Source organism: Shimia sp. R11_0, from assembly GCF_017744035.1.
GTDB classification, from domain to species: domain Bacteria; phylum Pseudomonadota; class Alphaproteobacteria; order Rhodobacterales; family Rhodobacteraceae; genus Shimia; species Shimia marina.
Genome location: NZ_JAGHQY010000003.1, coordinates 270,569 through 288,102, shown reverse-complemented (window position 1 = coordinate 288,102; position 17,534 = coordinate 270,569). Strand labels below are relative to the sequence as shown.

At 57.7% G+C, this 17,534-nt stretch carries 15 protein-coding genes; 7 read left to right on the top strand and 8 right to left on the bottom strand.

Going from position 1 to position 17,534, the window contains the following annotated elements:
• Nucleotides 1–23: 23 nt before the first annotated feature.
• The 3 genes from J7382_RS08300 to J7382_RS08290 form a co-directional block, all read right to left on the bottom strand.
• Complete coding sequence (locus tag J7382_RS08300; RefSeq protein ID WP_058240185.1) at nucleotides 24–293, bottom strand: hypothetical protein; 270 nt, start codon at nucleotides 291–293, stop codon at nucleotides 24–26.
• Between the two features lies 1 nt (nucleotide 294).
• Nucleotides 295–3,132 carry a glutamine-synthetase adenylyltransferase gene (locus tag J7382_RS08295; protein ID WP_209068586.1) on the bottom strand — a complete coding sequence of 946 codons (2,838 nt, stop codon included), beginning with the start codon at nucleotides 3,130–3,132 and terminating at the stop codon, nucleotides 295–297.
• Nucleotides 3,133–3,281: 149 nt separating this feature from the next.
• Nucleotides 3,282–3,638, bottom strand: a complete 357-nt coding sequence (locus J7382_RS08290) for a nuclear transport factor 2 family protein (RefSeq protein ID WP_247744909.1) — start codon at nucleotides 3,636–3,638, stop codon at nucleotides 3,282–3,284.
• Between the two features lie 322 nt (nucleotides 3,639–3,960).
• On the opposite strand from J7382_RS08290, the gene J7382_RS08285 reads away from it, so the two are divergent.
• Together J7382_RS08285 and J7382_RS08280 are read left to right on the top strand one after the other, a co-directional pair.
• A complete protein-coding gene (locus J7382_RS08285) occupies nucleotides 3,961–4,386 on the top strand; it encodes a DUF2852 domain-containing protein (protein ID WP_209068584.1) in 426 nt (141 codons plus the stop codon).
• Nucleotides 4,387–4,477: 91 nt separating this feature from the next.
• Nucleotides 4,478–4,942 (top strand): RDD family protein, encoded by a 465-nt coding sequence (locus J7382_RS08280; RefSeq protein WP_209068583.1) that lies wholly within the window; start codon nucleotides 4,478–4,480, stop codon nucleotides 4,940–4,942.
• 75 nt (nucleotides 4,943–5,017) lie between these two features.
• Here the strand turns inward: J7382_RS08280 and J7382_RS08275 are convergent, their stop codons facing one another.
• The 3 genes from J7382_RS08275 to J7382_RS08265 form a co-directional block, all read right to left on the bottom strand.
• The gene (locus J7382_RS08275) at nucleotides 5,018–7,372 is read right to left on the bottom strand and encodes a TRAP transporter large permease subunit (protein ID WP_209068582.1); all 2,355 of its coding nucleotides are present in this window, start codon (nucleotides 7,370–7,372) and stop codon (nucleotides 5,018–5,020) included.
• 17 nt (nucleotides 7,373–7,389) lie between these two features.
• Nucleotides 7,390–8,304, bottom strand: a complete 915-nt coding sequence (locus tag J7382_RS08270; protein ID WP_058240179.1) for a TRAP transporter small permease subunit — start codon at nucleotides 8,302–8,304, stop codon at nucleotides 7,390–7,392.
• 120 nt (nucleotides 8,305–8,424) lie between these two features.
• A complete protein-coding gene (locus J7382_RS08265; RefSeq protein WP_058240178.1) occupies nucleotides 8,425–9,507 on the bottom strand; it encodes a TRAP transporter substrate-binding protein in 1,083 nt (360 codons plus the stop codon).
• A 247-nt stretch (nucleotides 9,508–9,754) separates the two neighbouring features.
• Here J7382_RS08265 and J7382_RS08260 point away from each other — a divergent pair, with 247 nt between their 5' ends.
• From J7382_RS08260 to ilvN, 4 genes are all read left to right on the top strand, one after another.
• Nucleotides 9,755–11,182: a cache domain-containing protein gene (locus tag J7382_RS08260; RefSeq protein WP_209068581.1), complete on the top strand. Its 1,428-nt coding sequence runs from the start codon at nucleotides 9,755–9,757 to the stop codon at nucleotides 11,180–11,182.
• Complete coding sequence (locus J7382_RS08255; RefSeq protein ID WP_209068580.1) at nucleotides 11,179–11,862, top strand: response regulator transcription factor; 684 nt, start codon at nucleotides 11,179–11,181, stop codon at nucleotides 11,860–11,862. Before J7382_RS08260 ends, J7382_RS08255 begins: the two co-directional genes overlap by 4 nt.
• Nucleotides 11,863–12,333: 471 nt before the next feature.
• The gene (locus J7382_RS08250) at nucleotides 12,334–14,088 is read left to right on the top strand and encodes an acetolactate synthase 3 large subunit (protein WP_209068579.1); all 1,755 of its coding nucleotides are present in this window, start codon (nucleotides 12,334–12,336) and stop codon (nucleotides 14,086–14,088) included.
• A 460-nt stretch (nucleotides 14,089–14,548) separates the two neighbouring features.
• On the top strand, nucleotides 14,549–15,112 hold the full coding sequence (gene ilvN, locus J7382_RS08245; RefSeq protein WP_209068578.1) for an acetolactate synthase small subunit: 564 nt from the start codon (nucleotides 14,549–14,551) through the stop codon (nucleotides 15,110–15,112).
• Between the two features lie 167 nt (nucleotides 15,113–15,279).
• Here ilvN and J7382_RS08240 read toward each other — a convergent pair whose 3' ends face one another.
• On the bottom strand, nucleotides 15,280–15,630 hold the full coding sequence (locus J7382_RS08240) for a hypothetical protein (RefSeq protein ID WP_209068782.1): 351 nt from the start codon (nucleotides 15,628–15,630) through the stop codon (nucleotides 15,280–15,282).
• Between the two features lie 246 nt (nucleotides 15,631–15,876).
• Between J7382_RS08240 and J7382_RS08235 the strand changes: the two genes are divergently transcribed.
• Nucleotides 15,877–16,698, top strand: a complete 822-nt coding sequence (locus J7382_RS08235; RefSeq protein WP_209068577.1) for a helix-turn-helix transcriptional regulator — start codon at nucleotides 15,877–15,879, stop codon at nucleotides 16,696–16,698.
• 7 nt (nucleotides 16,699–16,705) lie between these two features.
• Here the strand turns inward: J7382_RS08235 and J7382_RS08230 are convergent, their stop codons facing one another.
• On the bottom strand, nucleotides 16,706–17,437 hold the full coding sequence (locus tag J7382_RS08230; protein WP_209068766.1) for a DUF2189 domain-containing protein: 732 nt from the start codon (nucleotides 17,435–17,437) through the stop codon (nucleotides 16,706–16,708).
• Nucleotides 17,438–17,534: the final 97 nt, after the last annotated feature.

Below are 17,534 nucleotides of genomic sequence, written 5' to 3'. Positions count from 1 at the left end.
TAGGTCATTTAAGTTATTTGACTTCAATCTCTTGGACGGCTGCGCCAGCCGCCACGACGGCGAGGGTTCGCCATCTTTACGCGGCCGTCTTGCAGGACCTGTGTCATGGGATGGTCAGGTGCCTGTGCAGCGAATGCTGACAAAAGTACCTCAATCGCATCCCGACTGTCGATCCCCTCCGGCACCGACAAAGCCCAATCCAGAAAAATGGAACGGCACTCCGCCGCCGTGATGCCTTCGATGCGATAGCTTTCGTGTATCAGTCCTTTGGGATCGCAGTGCGACAGGTCCATATTATGCCTCCCCAGTGGGCAGCGCATCGCACCGCGCGAGCGCATCTTCAATCAGCTTGGCCGCCGTGCTGCAGGACGTCTGCAGATGTGCCATCAACGCTTCCATATCCTGCGCCCCGGTCTCACGCAGCAAGAAGGCGCGGCCACCTTCCCCAATACTGTCCGGGTCAATGGTTTGGCCAGACAGAAGTTTGGAGGCCAGCTGTACCTGCCAACAAAGCCGATAGGTGGTGGCAAGGTCTGAGGACTCAGCGGCGCTCAGCCACCCAATTGCGACACCTGCCTGCAATCCCTGCGTCACTGTGCGGCGCGGGCTGCCCGCAAGAAGCGCGGCTGTCTGACTGAGCAGCTCGATGTCTTGAAGCCGCCCCGCGCCAATCTTGGCATCCCAAGGCCCATCCGGAGCCTTCGCCGCCGCAATCCGCCCCCGCATCTCTGCCACATCGGCACCCACGCCCGCAGCCCCCGTACCAGCACCAGTTTCAGTATCAGTGCCAGTTTCCGCTTTGAGCACCTCTTGGCGAAAGGCTTCAACCTCTGCCATCAACGTCGGTGCCCCGGTCACAGGGCGCGCCCGCGTCAGCGCAAGATGCTCCCAGGTCCAGGCCTCGTTCTCCTGATAGTTCTTAAAGGAGGGCAAAGAGGTGGCCACCGGCCCCTGTGTGCCCGAAGGACGCAGGCGCATGTCCACCTCATAGAGCCGCCCCTGTGCCATAGGCGCACTGATCGCCGTCACCAAGGCCTGTGTGAACCGCGCATAATAAGGCCGCGCCGCCAGAGGCCGCCGACCTTCAGAGGCTTCCACACCATCCGCATCATAAATCACAATCAGATCCAGATCCGAGGTCGCATTCAAACGCTGCGCCCCAAGAGACCCCATGCCAAGCACCATGGCCCCGCGTCCCGGCATCGGCCCGTGCTTTTGCGCAAAATGATCCGCCACCGGCTGCCACAACCCGGCCAGCACCGCATCCGCCAGATCCGCATATTGCCGACCGGCCTCCTCCGCACCAATCAGCCCCCGCAGATGATGCACACCAATGCGGAACTGCCATTCCTTGGCCCAGCGCCGCGCCCCGTCAAGCTGATGCTCATAATCGCTCTCCCGCGCCAGCCGCTCTGTCAGGTCTTCCGTCAAGGAGGTCACACCCGGCCAGTCGGTGAAGAAACTGCCCCCAATCACTGCATCAAACACGCCCGAATTGCGCGACAGATGTTGGGCCAGCGCTGGGGCCGTACCAACAATATCCACCAAAAGATCAATCAGTTGCGGATTGGCTTCAAACAGGGAAAACAGCTGCACCCCGGCGGGCAGACCACGCAGGAAGCCATCCAGCGCCAAAAGCGCCTCATCCGGCCGCGCCGTCTGTGCCAGCCGCCGCAGCATTTCCGGACGCACACGTTTGAAGATCTCCACAGCCCGCGGGCTGCGCAGAGCCGGATAGGTCTGCCAGCGCTCCAGAATGCTCTCATCAAAGGCATGCGGCGCAGCCTCCCCCGCATCCGCAGCACAGGCGGCATCTGGCGCAAAAAAGCCTTCGGTCATCTCATGCACTTCGCCGATGCGGCTGCGCAGCTCGTTTTGGATATCCGCCACATCGCGCCCCATCAGGCCGGCAATGCGCCCCCAGCTTTCCGCCCCTTTGGGCAAACGGTGCGTCTGCGCATCCCCCACCATTTGGATACGGTGCTCCACCTCGCGATGAAAGCGGTAATGATCCGCCAGCCCCTCAGCCACTTCTTCAGGCACCCAGCCGCGCGCCGCCAGCTTGCGCAGGCCCGGCACTGTGTGACGATCCCGCAGATAAGGATCCCGTCCTCCCGCAATCAACTGACGGGTCTGGGTGAAAAACTCAATTTCCCGGATGCCACCGCGCCCAAGCTTCATGTCGTGCCCATCCAGCTCCAGCGCGCCGCCAAGGCCCTTGTGCTCCCGAATGCGCAGCCGCATGTCATGGGCGTCCTGAATGGCCGCGAAATCCAGATGTTTGCGCCAAACAAAAGGCGTCAACGTGGTGAGAAACCGCTGCCCTGCAGCGAGATCCCCCGCAGAAGGCCGCGCCTTGATATAGGCCGCTCGCTCCCAGGTGCGGCCAAGGCTTTCATAATAGCGCTCCGCCGTTTCCATGGCGATACAGACCGGTGTGACCGCCGGATCGGGGCGCAGGCGCAGATCCGTGCGAAACACATAGCCATCGCCGGTGATGTCGTTGAGCATCGCGGCCATCTTGCGTGTGGCCCGGATGAAACTGGCGCGGGCATCGTGATAGTCATCTGGCTCAAAGCGGGTTTCGTCAAACAGGCAGATCAGATCAATATCAGAACTGTAGTTCAGCTCATGCGCGCCCATTTTGCCCATGGCAATAGAGACCATCCCCCCCGCTGTGGGGATATCATCTTCGGTGGCACCCGGCAGTTTCTTGCGCCGGATTTCCGCACCAATGGTGGCCTCCAGCGCCAGCTGGCTGGCTAGGTCGGCAAAATCCGTCAATGTCCCGGTGACCTTTTCCAAGGTCCAAACCCCGGCCACATCTGCCAGCGCCGTCAACAGCGCCACCCTGCGCTTGGCCGCACGTAAGGCGGTGGGCCGCTGATCCGGTGCCCCGGCCCGCAGCTCTGTCATCAAAGCGGCCAATGCGGCATCCGCATCCTGCAAGGCCTCAGGCAGCCATGCCGCCTCTTTGTGGATCAGACTCTTAAGATAGGGGCTTGAGCCCCCCACCCCATAAATCAGTTTGGCAAGATCGCCGCTGATCCCCGGCACAGCCTCTTGGGCTTCCGCCCCAAGGTCAGGATCAAAGGCATGTGGCAGGCGGGTGATATGCGACTCAAAAGACATGGGCGGACTTTGCAGAGCGTGTCAGGCGAGGTCAATCCGCTGCACTGCCGCAGGGCGGGCAAGCCGCCCGGGGGCCAAGGGGCCAGCCCCCTCTTGGTTGCGCCAATTCACCCCCGGGATATTTTTGGCCAAATGAAGCGCGGCAGCGGCTATTTGTGCAGTAGCGTGTCCTGACTGAAGCTGTTGCGCCATTGCCCCTCCCGCAGTTCCCAGAGCGAGGTGATCAACATGACCTCCCAGACCTCTGAATCGACCCTTTGATAGGCCGCCCTGTAACTTAAAAGCCCAGCGCTCTCTGAAATCTGGCGCAGATGCAGATCGCTCAAGTCATAGGCTGCAAAGCTGGGTCCATCTGACACTTGCCCGGTATGGGCCTCTTTTCCGGCAAAACCATCGGGGTAAACCCCCAGAAAATCATCGGTCAACAGGGCGCCATCAGCTGCGCTGTCGCCACGCACCAAGGCCTCCCAGACCTGCGTTTCCAGCGCAACAAGTCGGGATTTCATATCTTTCTCGTGTATCATGGCCGCACAGTTCCCTGCTTTTGGCAAAAACGCAAATCCACTTTGAGCACAGCAGAACTGAAATTTTACGCGCCAGCGGCGCAGGGCACGACGTATAAAAACCGCAGCCTGCACCGAAATCCGGCCCAATGCAGCAAAAAATACAGAGTAAAATAATCATGTTTATCAACATACTAACTCCAAAATGTAAAAACAATTCACATTCACGCTTGCATTCCCCCCTACCGGTGCCAATTTAGATAATGTGAAAGCGATTTACATCCAGTTTCACACCGCACACAGACACATAACCTCGGAGACCCCCATGACCCCTGCCGCAACCGCCCATAGCGCCGACACACAGCACCTGAGCTGGTTTGGCAAGTGCGAGGCCTGGCTCGACAGCAAAGGCAAAGGTGCCTGGATCGCTGCCATGGTGCTTGGCTTTGTGTTCTTCTGGCCCGTCGGACTGGCCCTGCTTTTCTACATGATCTGGAGCAAAGATATGTTCAAAAAATCTTCCCGCAGCCGTGGCTGTTCGCGCCGTATGCATGTGATGACCTCCACCGGCAACAGCGCCTTTGACAGCTACCGTGATGAAACCCTGCGCCGTCTGGAAGACGAGCAGAAGAGCTTTGAAGACTTTCTCGAACGTCTGCGCGCCGCCAAAGACAAAGCAGAGTTTGATCAGTTTATGGATGAGCGTGCGCACAAAGCCGCTGACGCGCGCCGCGAAACCGAAGAGGCTTGATCTCTCTTAAATGCGAACGCGGTGCAGGAGCCCCCTTCTGCACCGTTTTTCTCGGCCTGCATGCTCCTTACACATTTCAAGAAAGACCCCAATGACCCAAGCCACCACAGATCGACGCAGCTATGCGCTGCCTGATCCTGACACCCAATCTGAGTTTTATCAGGATGTGACCTTCAAGCGCGCCCTCGCCTGGGTCATCGACAGCGCGCTGGTCTTTGTGCTCTGCGTTTTGGTGCTGCCCTTTACCGCCTTCACCGGCCTGTTGTTTTTTGGCGGGCTGGTGCTTGTTTTTGGGTTTGCCTACCGCGTGGTCACCCTGACCACAGGGTCGGCCACATGGGGCATGCGGCTGATGTCGATTGAAATGCGCCAATCCGATGGCGCGCGGTTTGATCTGGGCGCTGCGTTTTTGCACACATTGGGCTATCGCGTCTCTGTCATGTTCCCAATCCTGCAAATCATTTCCATCGTGCTGATGCTCACCTCGGCACGCAAACAGGGGCTGACCGATCATGTTATGGGCACAGTCGCCATCAACCGCGCCGCGCGTTACTGATCCCGCCGCATATCTCCACAGAACGCAAAACGGGGGCCCAAAGGCCCCCGTTTCTTTATGTCTGTTGCGCGGTGATCAGTTCCCGATCAGCGCAGGCAGGATGGTTACGATAGATGGGAAGCACCAGAGAATCGCAAGCCCCAGCACCTGAATGAGCACAAAGGGAATAATGCCCCTGTAGATGTGCCCCGTCGTGACTTCCTTGGGCGCCACGCCGCGCAGATAGAACAGCGCGAAGCCAAAGGGCGGCGTCAGGAAGGAGGTCTGCAGGTTCACCGCAATCATGATGGTCACCCATTTCGGATCGAAATAAGAGCCATAGATCACAGGGCCGACAATCGGGATCACAATGTAGATGATCTCCAGGAAGTCGAGCACAAAGCCCATCACAAACAGCACCACCATCACGATCAGGAAGACTTTGAGCTCATTGTCAAAGGACTTCAGGAACTGTTGGATATAATGCTCCCCGCCAAAGCTGATCACCACCAGATTGAGCAGCTGCGAGCCAATCAGAATGGTGAAAACCATGGAGGTCACCTTGGCCGTTTCCCGCACAATCGGAGACAGCACCTTGCCGCGGAACAGCACCCAGCACCCATAGAGCAGACCAAACATCGCAAAGAGATAGGCGCCCTTTGCAACGAAGAATGCAATCAGGTTCTCTGTGGCCACATCGGCCTGGTTCACCCGCAGATCAAAGTTCACCCCGACCAGGATCATGATGATCACGGCAAAAGTGGACCAGATGATGATTGCGCCAGATTTCTCCTGATCCTTCAGCTTGCGATAGGCCGCCAGCATGATGGCCCCACCCGCGCCCAACGCCGCAGCCGGCGTCGGGTTGGTGATGCCACCCAGAATGGACCCAAGCACCGCAATGATCAGCACCAGCGGCGGGAACACCACACGCAGCAGATCATTTTTGCTCAGCAGACCCGCCGCATAGCGCACCCCATAAAGGGTCATCGCCAAAGGCAGTGCCACAAAGATCAGCGTCCAGCCCGGCGTGGTTACCGGCGAGATCAGTGCAATATCCACACCCAGCGCCAGCAGAACACCCGCCCCGCCAATCAGCAGAGGACGGCTGTCCGCGCTCGGAGAAACACCCCGTGCTGTGGTCAAAACCAGTGCCAGCAGCAAGAAGCCAATCGCAATGCCAGAGCCGATAGGCGCTGCCGCCGCGATTTTCTCTGCACGTTGTGTGGCGCGTTCTTCTTCGGTCAGTGCACGCGCTTCCGCCACACCACCTGCCGCATCGATCTCCGCCTGCTCCGCAACCGCGGTGTCCCAGGCAAGTTGACCATGCAGATCAATCATGGAGGCCTGACATTCGGCACTCACATTGGTGCGCAGGCTTGCGGTTTTCCCCGCATCCGAGAAGCTGTCCACAATCACGTTCTGAGAGCCAATCACATTGACCTGTCCCAGAAGGATCACACCCGCGATCAGTGCCGCAGGCACGCCAAGGAACCATGTGAGACCTTCGCCACGGGTGATTACCTCACCTGTGCTCTCCCCAAACTCCACCGCTGGGGCTTCTTTCGGGTTAAACAGCGCATAGCCAAAGGCATACAGCCCATAGAGCACCGCGAGCATGATGCCGGGGATCAGCGCCGCCTGGAACAAGGTGCCAACGGACACCACCGCAGGCTCACCCAGATAGGTCAGCGCATCCGAACATCCGGCAACCTGTGCGCGGTCTTCCTGCGCGGCAGAGTAGAGATCGCCCGCCAGCGTGCCCAGAAGCACGATCACAATGGAGGGCGGAATGATCTGCCCCAATGTGCCAGAGGCCGCAATCACACCGGTCGCCAGCTTTGGGTTATAGCCGTTCTTGAGCATGGTGGGCAGCGACAGCAGCCCCATGGTCACAACAGTTGCGCCCACGATGCCGGTAGAGGCTGCAAGGAAAGCTCCCACAACCACAACCGATACCGCCAGACCGCCGGGCAGCGGGCCAAAGACGCGCGCCATGGTGGTCAGCAGATCGTTTGCGATCTTGGAGCGTTCCAGCGTGATCCCCATCAGAACAAACATCACAACCGCCAGCAGCGTTTCGATGGATTGTCCCGCAAGCACACGTTCGTTCATACGGTTGACCACAAAACTGATGTTGCGGTTCAGCGCCTGCTCCCAGCCGCCTGCAAAAACAGGATAGGCTTCGGTGGGGAGGTCCGGATATCGGAAGATCGATATTTTGTCGGGTTTCACACCCTGCGCGATCAGATCGGCATACATGGCCGAGCCGGTATCAATGGCCTGGTGAATAAGAATGCCGGCGCTGTCCAGCGCGGCGATGATCGCAAAAGAGATCACCCCTGCCCCGCCGATGGCAAAGGCCACCGGAAAGCCGGAGAGAATGCCCCCAAAGAGGCAGAGAAAGACGATAATCAGGCCGATCTCGACCCCATCAAGTCCAAATAGCATTGGTTCTGCCCCTATACTCAGTGTGTGCCTTCATAGGCTTCTTCGCCCTCGCCCAGCGTATCGCGGTCGAGGTACTTGCCTGCACTGCCAGCCCCTTCTTTGAACTCCAGATAGGAGCGATAGAAGAAGGCAATCGCCTGCAGGAAGACCATGGCGGCAAAGGCCACCAGAAGCACTTTGAAGAGGAAATACGCGTTAAAGCCGTTGGGAGAGAAACCAATGGTTTCTACGTTCCACTTCAGGATACGCGCCTTTTTGAGCAACAATTCCAGCTTGTCGGAAGCGGAGACTTTTGGCGTCACCAGATGGCGCCACATGAAGTACCAGCCATACATCCACGTCAGCACAGCCACAGGCATCATGAAGATCAATGATCCAACCATGTCGATCACCCGCTTGGCGCGGTGGCTGATGCCGGAATAGATCAGATCCACCCGCACGTGACCGCCCTGCACAAAAGTGTAGGTGGCACAGAGACAGACGATCATGGCGTTATAAAGCTTGAGCTCTTCCGCCCACCAGCTCACATCCGCGGTCAGAAAATCGACATTCCAGATCAGTGAAATTTCCGCCACGGTAAAGATCCGCTGCATGAAAACGATCACGATCTGCTGCAACACCATCAGCAGGCCTGCCCAGGCAAAAAAGCGGCCCACGGTGTTGGCAAAGCCTTCCAGCACGCGCACGCAGCCCCACATGATATTGGTGCGCCACATCCCGATCGCCGTCACGATCAGGAAGAGTGTAAACACCGCAAAGAAAAACTCGACCGAGCCCCCGTAATAGACAAACCGCATCAGCGCCTGCTTGTCTTCGGTGGTCTCAAGGCCGCCAATCCAGCTCAGCCACATGCCCGGATGCAAAAGCGCGTAGCCCGCATTCACAAAAGCTTGGCCGATGTTGGAAAAGAACCAGACCAGACCGTCCAGCATTGCCCCTCATCCCCTTATTGTTTGAGTGGTCAGACAGCGCGCTCCCACGACCAACTGTCCGGTTTTGCAAAAGGCCCCCCGGAGAGCTCCGGGGGGCCGTTTTGCCTTGCTTGTCAGGCCTTAGCCCAGAACGCGGTCGCGCTGCGCGCGGTAGACGCCTTCGGATTTCACCAGCCAGCCGGAGGAGGCACGCATGGAGGTCTCAACGGAGGCACGGATCTTGGCGAAGAGCTCGTCATCCATGTAGCCGTCCAGAGTTTCCTTGGCTGCGCCACCCATTGCGTCCCAAACGCTGTCTGGGAATTCCAGAGTTTTCACGCCACCGGCCTGCAGACGCTGAAGCGCGGCACCGTTGTTGTTGAGGAACTGTGCAAGGTTCCACTGGTGCGCGGCCGCTGCTGCGGTTTCGATGATCTTCTGGTGGGCCGGAGACAGGCTGTCATAGACTTCGCGGTTGGTCGCCAGCGACAGACCCGCGCCTGGCTCGTGGAAGCCTGCGGTGTAGTAGAACTTGGTGATTTCCTGGAAACCAGCCTTTTCATCCGCCCATGGGCCGATCCACTCGGTGCCGTCGATCGCACCAGACGCCAGCGCCTGATACACCTCGGAACCTGGAAGGTTCTGAACGGAGGCACCCATTTTGCCCAGCGCCTGACCACCCAGACCTGGCATACGGAATTTCAGACCTTGGAAGTCTTCAGGGCCATTGATCTCTTTGGAGAACCAGCCACCTGCCTGCGCGCCAGTGTTCCCTGCGAGGAAGGATTTCAGACCGAAGATTTCGCCCAGCTCATCATGCAGAGCCGCGCCTTCACCGTGGTAGTACCAGTTCACCAGTTCCTGCGCGGTCATGCCGAAAGGCACGGCGGTGAAATAAGCGTAACCTGGGTGCTGGCTTACGAAGTAGTAGTCAGCCGCGTGATACATGTCAGCCTGACCTGCAGTCACAGCGTCAAACACTTCAAACGCGCCAACCAATTCGCCAGCGGCTTTGATTTCCACGGTCAGGTCACCACCGGACATCGCAGTGATGGTGTCTGCTGCATACTGAGCCGCGTCAAACACGCCAGCCAGACCACGACCCCAAGAGGTCACCATGGTCAGGGTACGCTTGCCGGTTGCATATGCCGGTGCGGCCAGAGTGGTGGCTGCGGCTGCGGTACCGCCCAGAGCAGAAGTTTTCAGAAAAGAACGACGATCCATATAGGTTTTCCTCCCAGAAATTGTTCAGCCCGACACCTGCAAAGAGACTCCGGGCGGATCGTTGAAGTGGCGCGAGCCTAGCTGCGCCCCTACGTAGAAGAAATACCCACTACCGCGTAGAAAGCGATCAAATGGCAAAAAAGTCGAACCAATTTGGCTTTGAAACTTGCCACCCGCCGGATTGTTAGCGCCAAAAATTGCGAATCTCTCCTTTGATTCGGCGCAAAACTTCCGTAACGAATCAAATATGCGCGCTTTGCTGACCCGTTTGCGACCCTCCTATGGCCAGAAACTCTTTTTGCTGGCCACCCTGCCACTGTTGCTGGCGGTGGCCGCGATCTCCTGGCTGGTGGCCAACCAATCGCGCCAATTGGCCGAGCGGGAAATCCGCGCGCTGGAAACCCAATTGATCGAGGCCAAAAAAGCCGAGCTTCAGAATTATATCTCCATCGCCCGCACCGCTTTCGTGAATATCTACGGCCGCGCCGCCCCCGATGACGAAGAGGCCAAACTTGCGGTCACGCAGATCCTCTCCTCCATGCTCTACGGGCAGGATGGTTATTTCTTTGTGTTTGATTATGACGGCAACAATCTGGTCAGCCCGCGCCAGACCTATCTGATTGGCAAGAACTGGCGGGGCATGACGGATCTCAATGGCACAGAGATCATTGATCCCCTGATCGAAATCGCCCGCACCGGAGGCGGCTATCACAGCTTTGACTGGGCCAAACCCTCCACGCTGGAAACCGCCCGTATGGTCACCTATGTGATCGGCCTTCAGGACTGGCAATGGGTTGTGGGCACAGGCATCTTCATTGACGACGTGCTCGACAGCGTGGCCGCGGCCCGTGCGGATGTGGAAGAGCGCGTACAGCGCACGTCTTTTTACATCCTGATCATCACCGTGGCGGCGCTGCTCTTGGTGTTCTTTTCCGGCTTTGTCATCACCGTGCGCGAGCGCCGCCTGGCCGACGCCAAGCTCAAGGCGCTGACACAACGCGTGTTTGACGCTCAGGAAGAAGAGCGCGGGCGTGTGGCCCGCGAACTGCATGACGGCATTTCCCAACTGCTGGTCGGCGTCCGCTATGCGCTGGACAGCGCGCGCCGCCGGCTGAAATCCGGGGACGCCCGCGGGCTAGAGTCGCTGGACAAAGGCATCGACCACCTTTCCGGCGCCATTCAGGAGGTGCGCCGCATCTCCCGCGATCTGCGCCCCGGCGTCTTGGATGATCTGGGGCTGGGTCCGGCGCTCAAGGCGCTGACCGATGACTTTTCCACACGCACAGGCATTTCCGTGGATTTCAACACCGTGGTTTTCCGCAACCGGCTCGATCAGGACGCAAAAATTGCCCTCTACCGGATCGCTCAGGAAGCGCTCACCAATATCGAACGTCATGCGGGCGCCACCGCCGTAACCATGGATGTGCGCGGGCATAAGAAAGGCGCCACACTGCGCATTGCCGACAATGGCTGCGGCCTGCCTCAGGAAAGTGAGCGCGCCTCGCTGGGGGGGCTTGGATTGCGCAACATGCAGGAACGTGTGGAACAGCTGGAAGGCACGCTGCGCATCTTCTCATCTCGCTCTGGCACGGTAATTGTGGCAGAAGTGCCGCTAAGTCACATCCTGACGCCCCAGACTGAGGGCTCCGACAATACCCGAAAGGCGCGCGCATGACCGACCACGCCCCAGATGAGCGGCCAGAGCATACCCCTGATAGTGCTGTGAAAGTTGTGATCGTCGATGATCACCCCATGGTCGCGGAAGGCATCGAATCCATTCTGGAAAGCTATGAGGGAATCGCTGTGGTCGGCACGTTGAGCAATGGGCGAGAAGCGGTCGATCAATTGCCAAAACTGCGCCCTGACGTGGTCCTGATGGATCTCAACATGCCGGAAATCGGCGGATTGACCGCCACAGAAATGCTGCTGGAACGAGATCCTGACCTGCGGGTTCTGATCCTGTCGATGCATGACAGCCCCGAGTATATTTCCACCGCGCTGAGCCATGGCGCCATGGGCTATGTGCTCAAGGATGTGCCCACCGAGGAAATCAAAACCGCGATTGACGCGGTGATGCGCGGCGAGCGCTATCTCTGCACCGGGGCGCAAGGCTCCCTGGCTCCGTCAAAAACCACAGAGCGTGAACCGCTCACAAGCCGGGAACAAACCGTTCTTCTGGAACTGGCGCAGGGGAAATCCAACAAACAGGTCGCCATCGATCTCGATATCTCCGTGCGTACGGTAGAAACCCACCGCAAGAACATCAAACGCAAACTGGGCATTTCCTCCACCGCCGGGCTGACCCGCTACGCCATGGAACACGGTGTGCTACAGGGCACCGGCGTGCGTCTCTGAGCGCAACTCCCGCGCCTTCAGATCTTCTTTGAAATCCAAAGCAAAGTGCTCACGCGCCTTTGCGACACAGCAGAGCTGTGCCCATCAAAGCCTTGCGCCCGGCGCGCGCAATGGCGCGCGCGGCAGCGACACAGTCACGCGGGCCGGAGCCACACACTCTGAATCAGTCACCATGAGGCCGTGATTTTTCATCAAATTTCCCCAAAGCCCCCTCTTGACGCAACAATCGCAAAGATTTTCACCCCAAAACATCAGCTTTCGGAGCTTTTCGCGGTTGACGCCGCGCCGCAGCGCCCATAAGGTCCGCTTCGAACACATTAAAGGATCCAGACGATGCAGAGGCTAGTCGTCATTGTAGGAAATAGGCGCATGGGCCGGTAACGGACACCATAACGGTACCCCATGCGCCCTCGCCCACAAGCGGGGGCTTTTTTGTGGCAGTAAAATATGTCGTCGGTAACGGAGAGAATGATGACACGTCAGATGACCGGAGCAAAAATGGTGGTTCAAGCCCTGAAGGATCAGGGTGTGGACACAGTCTTTGGCTATCCCGGAGGCGCCGTCCTACCGATTTACGATGAGATTTTTCAGCAAAATGACATCCGTCACATCCTTGTGCGTCACGAGCAGGGTGCGGTGCATGCGGCCGAAGGCTACGCCCGCTCCACCGGCAAAGTGGGCGTGGCGCTGGTCACATCCGGCCCCGGCGCCACAAACGCGGTGACCGGCTTGACGGACGCGTTGCTGGATTCGATCCCGCTAGTGGTGCTCACCGGACAGGTGCCAACCTTCATGATCGGCTCGGATGCCTTTCAGGAAGCGGACACCGTGGGCATCACCCGCCCCTGCACCAAACACAACTGGCTCGCGAAAGAGACCGACACCCTGAGCGAAACCCTGCATCAGGCCTTCCATGTGGCGCGCTCCGGCCGCCCGGGCCCTGTTTTGATCGACATTCCAAAGGATGTGCAATTCGCCTCTGGCACCTATACCGCGCCAGAGAAATCGGACACCTCGATCTATGAGCCGGAAACCAAAGGCGACATCACCGCGATCAACGAGCTGGTGGAAGCGCTGGAAAAAGCCGAACGCCCGGTGTTTTACACCGGCGGCGGCGTGATCAACTCCGGCCCCAAAGCCTCCAAACTGCTGCGGGAACTGGTTGATGCCACCGGCATTCCGATCACCTCCACCCTGATGGGGCTGGGCGCCTATCCGGCGTCGGGCGAAAACTGGCTTGGCATGCTGGGCATGCATGGCCTTTATGAAGCCAATATGGCGATGCATGACTGCGACCTGATGATCAACATCGGCGCACGCTTTGATGACCGCATCACCGGACTTGTGTCCGCCTTCTCGCCGGGCTCCACCAAGGTGCATATCGACATTGACCCCTCCTCGATCAACAAGGTGATCAAGGCGGACATCCCGATTGTGGGTGATGTGGAAAGCGTGCTGACCGACATTCTGAAAGTCTGGAAAGCTCGTGGCCGCAATGTGAACCGCGAGGCGATTGCCAAATGGCAGGAGCAGATCAGCGACTGGCGCAAGGTTGAATGCCTGAAATACACGCAGGAAGGCAAAACCATCAAACCTCAATATGCGCTCGAGCGTCTTGAGGCCCTGACCAAAGACCACGACCGCTACATCACCACCGAGGTGGGTCAGCACCAGATGTGGGCGGCGCAGTACTTGGGCTTTGAAGATCCCAACCGCTGGATGACCTCCGGTGGCCTGGGCACCATGGGCTACGGTGTGCCGGCGTCCGTGGGTGTGCAGGTGGCCCATCCCGAAAGCCTCGTGATCAACGTGGCAGGTGAGGCAAGCTGGCTGATGAACATGCAGGAAATGGGCACCGCGGTGCAGTTTCGCCTGCCCGTGAAACAGTTCATCCTCAACAACGAACGTCTTGGCATGGTGCGCCAGTGGCAGGAACTGCTGCACGGCGAACGCTACAGCCACAGCTGGTCTGAGGCGCTGCCTGATTTTGTGAAGCTCGCCGAAGCCTTCGGTGCCAAGGGCATCATATGTTCTGACCCGGATGATCTGGACGAGGCGATCATGGAAATGATCAATTACGATGGCCCGGTGATCTTTGACTGTCTGGTTGAGAAACATGAAAACTGCTTCCCGATGATCCCATCAGGCAAGCCGCACAATGAAATGCTTCTGGGCGAAGCCAGCACGCAAGGCGCCATCGAAGCTGGCGGCGCGGTTCTGGTGTAAGTGAAACGTTTGGGACGCATAGCGCTAGCAAGCTTAACGCTTCTCGTCGCGGGCACCGCGACTTTGTTGTGGATTGTTGCTAACCCGATGCGTCCCAATCCCAAACCAACCGATTTGATCTGGATCGAAACTCCAAATGGATATGTCTCAGTGACCCCCGCCAGAAACGATCAGATTGTTTGCATTTGCGCAGACTACCAGTGCCCCAAAGGTTCTAAAGTTTCGACCGATATTGAGCCGACGCACTTGGCCTATTCCAGTGCACTTTCTGACGGGTTTCTCTTGGTGATGGATCCAGAGACGACCCCCAATTGGGGCAGAACGGTCCGCCCTAACAGCAAATGCGTATCAAAAGAAAGCGGCGAACCAATCAGATATTCGTTGTCTTTTATTCACGGCACAGACAGCATTGGTCAGAAGGCGACCGATCTCCTGTTAGATATTGAATAGGAAAGCAAAAATGGCTGCTCTAAAAATCAAAAAAGGCTCCTCGAGCCACTCCGCCTATAACCTACGTCCCAACTTCTCGGACACGCAGGAAACCCACACCCTTGCGGTGCTGGTGGACAATGAGCCCGGCGTTCTGGCGCGTGTGATTGGCTTGTTCTCAGGCCGGGGCTACAACATCGAAAGCCTCACCGTGGCCGAGGTGGATCACACCGGTAAACTGTCGCGCATCACCATTGTGACCACCGGCACCCCGCAGGTGATTGAACAGATCAAGGCGCAACTGGGCCGCATTGTGCCTGTGCATGATGTGCATGACCTGACCGTCGAAGGCCCTGCGGTTGAGCGTGAACTCGCGCTGTTCAAGGTCACTGGATCTGGGGACAAGCGCGTGGAAGCGCTGCGCCTTGCGGACATCTTCCGCGCCAACGCGGTGGACAGCACGCTGGAGAGCTTCGTGTTCGAACTCACAGGCGCGCCAGAAAAAATCGACGCTTTCGCAGAGCTGATGCGCCCGCTTGGTCTGGTAGAAGTGGCACGCACCGGGGTTGCCGCCCTGTCACGTGGCGCAGAGTAACCGACCAAAGGCGATTTCAACGCGAAATTATCTATAGTCAAAACGCAAACGGGAGGCTCATGGCCTCCCGTTTTTTGTGCTTTCCCGTTTCGGGGCTTCTCCACCAAAACAGCATAAAGATTTCAAAGCACCGCAGATCGTTCACACCCCGTTCAAAGGCCGTCATTTCACTGCTGGCGGCTCTGAACTGTTCCTTGGGCCAGAGGAACGACATTTGTGCCTTTCCCCTGTGTCATGCGCAGCTTGTGTCCCTCAAACTGCATTTTGTTTACCAAATCTTCTGCCGCAGCCACCGCCACACGTTGAAGATTATACGCCGTTCGCCGCTGTTCAGTCACACACACATCAAACAAAAGCATATCCCCAACCCCAAGCACCACAGAGGCGGTCTCTTGATTGGGTCCATGATCCATCACACCCTCCTTGGCCCCATCAAAATAGGCAAGGTCACGATGATCTTCACACCAAATTACGGCTTTGCAGCGCTCTGGATCACTCCAAAGTACCACACCAAACATATTTTCTCCCCAGTTGTTAAATGCCCCATGCTATGTCGCTTAAAAACACGCAACTCTGTCGCCCCCGAAATTGAGAACGTTTTCGAACTCCTTATTGGGTTGCACCACAGGTTGCATTTTGTGTCAACCTAGGAGAATTATGACGCTAGTTGGCATCATTTTTTTATTACAAAACATCTTCAATAGTTGCAATTCGATCCCGATATCCTTCAGAACACCGTAAATTGAACCCTCAAACACACAGGCATGCGCATGCAAGACCCAGAAGGCCCAACCAGTCTAAGCTCTCCTCCTCTGGAGTTGCGCAAGATGTTTGGCCGCAATCTGCGTGAACTGGCCGCCCCCTATCGCTCCGTTGCGAGCCTATGCCGCGATCTTGGCATCAATCGCACGCAATTTAATCGCTATCTGTCCGGCGACAGCTTCCCGCGACCTGATGTATTGGCTCAGATCTGTGCTTTCTTTGACGTAGACGCACGCATCCTTCTGGAGCCGATCTCAAGCGTTCTGGAAAAGCCAGGCGTATATAATCACCCCTATCTCTATGAATTCCTCGGTCTGCGCTCACGCAGCCTGCCAGAGGAGATTTTCCCATCGGGGTTCTATCGCTTCTCTCGCAAAAGCTTCATTGAACCCGACCAACTGCTCGTTGGTATGATCCATGTGTTTCGACAGGATTGCTATGTGTTTGTACGCGGTTTTGAACCGCGCAGCGCCATGCGGGCGCAGGGGTTGCCCCTGCAAAGCCAGCTGCGTGAATTCAGAGGGGTAGTGTCGCCACAAGATGACGGGGTCTCTTTTACCGTCGCCCATCGCAGCAATGCCGCCACCACATTCAACTACCTCAGCCGTGCAGCCACTTTTCACAACAGCTACTGGCTTGGCTACACCGCGCTGCCGACGCGTGCCACCATGTCAGGCCGCCGCGTGACACAGGTTGTCTATGAGCATCTGAACTGCCCCTTTGCTGACGTCATGAAAGCCGCGCGGCAAACCGGATATACCACGGTGGAGGGTTTGCCGAAATTTCACGCCAACTATCTGCAGCTCGACAAACCGTTCACCTGAACATGCCTCAGTCCGCAGGACTCCCTGCCGCCTTCACCTGTGCATATAGATGCCAGCTCGCGTGGCCGAGCACAGGCAACACCACAAACAGCCCCAGAAAACCTGGTAACATCGCTGCAAATGTGCTCACAGAAATCACCGCAGCCCAAAGCATCATAACGAGAAAATTCTGCTGCACGCATTGGAAACTGGTGATCATGGCGGTCACAAAATCCACTTCGCGATCCAACAGCAATGGCAGCGACAACACCGTGATCATATAGAGCAGCAGCGCAAAGAGAAATCCCACAACAGATCCAAAGCTCAGCATCATCAACCCATTGGCCGACAGATAGACCTCCATGGAGCTGGACACATTGGTCATCGTTGACAGGCCCAGAAACAGCGCAAAGATCATATGCGCCAGAAAGAACCAGAACAGAAACACAATGATGATCACCGCACAGATCGACGGGAGTTGTCGTTTGCTCTGGCGCAGCACCACCCCTGCAATGTCCGGCCAATCCATCGCCTGCCCCTGTTCCAGCCGATGTGACACCTCATAGAGCCCCACGGCTGCAAATGGTCCAATCAGAGGAAAGCCGATGGCCGCAAACGTCAACCAGTAGCTCTGCCCGCTGGCCACCGTCAGCCATGTCATCGCCCAGCCTCCCAGCACATAGAACAACGCAAAGCCGAGGCCATAGATCGGCTTGCGTTTAAAATCGCGGATCCCGCGGCGCAGGGCCTTGCCCAGCATGGCCGTTGTGACAGCACCCAGCGGAGGCACACCATGCTCCAGCTCGTTTTCCGCTGCCTGCGGCGCGCCTGCTGCACGATCCGCGGTTGCTTGTGCT

Bases quoted from the DNA above. Each gene is read 5' to 3' on its own strand.
- J7382_RS08300 (WP_058240185.1), bottom strand. From the start codon at position 293: ATGGACCTGTCGCACTGCGATCCCAAAGGACTGATACACGAAAGCTAT.
- J7382_RS08295 (WP_209068586.1), bottom strand. From the start codon at position 3,132: ATGTCTTTTGAGTCGCATATCACCCGCCTGCCACATGCCTTTGATCCT.
- J7382_RS08290 (WP_247744909.1), bottom strand. From the start codon at position 3,638: ATGAAATCCCGACTTGTTGCGCTGGAAACGCAGGTCTGGGAGGCCTTG.
- J7382_RS08285 (WP_209068584.1), top strand. From the start codon at position 3,961: ATGACCCCTGCCGCAACCGCCCATAGCGCCGACACACAGCACCTGAGC.
- J7382_RS08280 (WP_209068583.1), top strand. From the start codon at position 4,478: ATGACCCAAGCCACCACAGATCGACGCAGCTATGCGCTGCCTGATCCT.
- J7382_RS08275 (WP_209068582.1), bottom strand. From the start codon at position 7,372: ATGCTATTTGGACTTGATGGGGTCGAGATCGGCCTGATTATCGTCTTT.
- J7382_RS08270 (WP_058240179.1), bottom strand. From the start codon at position 8,304: ATGCTGGACGGTCTGGTCTGGTTCTTTTCCAACATCGGCCAAGCTTTT.
- J7382_RS08265 (WP_058240178.1), bottom strand. From the start codon at position 9,507: ATGGATCGTCGTTCTTTTCTGAAAACTTCTGCTCTGGGCGGTACCGCA.
- J7382_RS08260 (WP_209068581.1), top strand. From the start codon at position 9,755: ATGCGCGCTTTGCTGACCCGTTTGCGACCCTCCTATGGCCAGAAACTC.
- J7382_RS08255 (WP_209068580.1), top strand. From the start codon at position 11,179: ATGACCGACCACGCCCCAGATGAGCGGCCAGAGCATACCCCTGATAGT.
- J7382_RS08250 (WP_209068579.1), top strand. From the start codon at position 12,334: ATGACACGTCAGATGACCGGAGCAAAAATGGTGGTTCAAGCCCTGAAG.
- ilvN (WP_209068578.1), top strand. From the start codon at position 14,549: ATGGCTGCTCTAAAAATCAAAAAAGGCTCCTCGAGCCACTCCGCCTAT.
- J7382_RS08240 (WP_209068782.1), bottom strand. From the start codon at position 15,630: ATGTTTGGTGTGGTACTTTGGAGTGATCCAGAGCGCTGCAAAGCCGTA.
- J7382_RS08235 (WP_209068577.1), top strand. From the start codon at position 15,877: ATGCGCATGCAAGACCCAGAAGGCCCAACCAGTCTAAGCTCTCCTCCT.
- J7382_RS08230 (WP_209068766.1), bottom strand. From the start codon at position 17,437: ATGCTGGGCAAGGCCCTGCGCCGCGGGATCCGCGATTTTAAACGCAAG.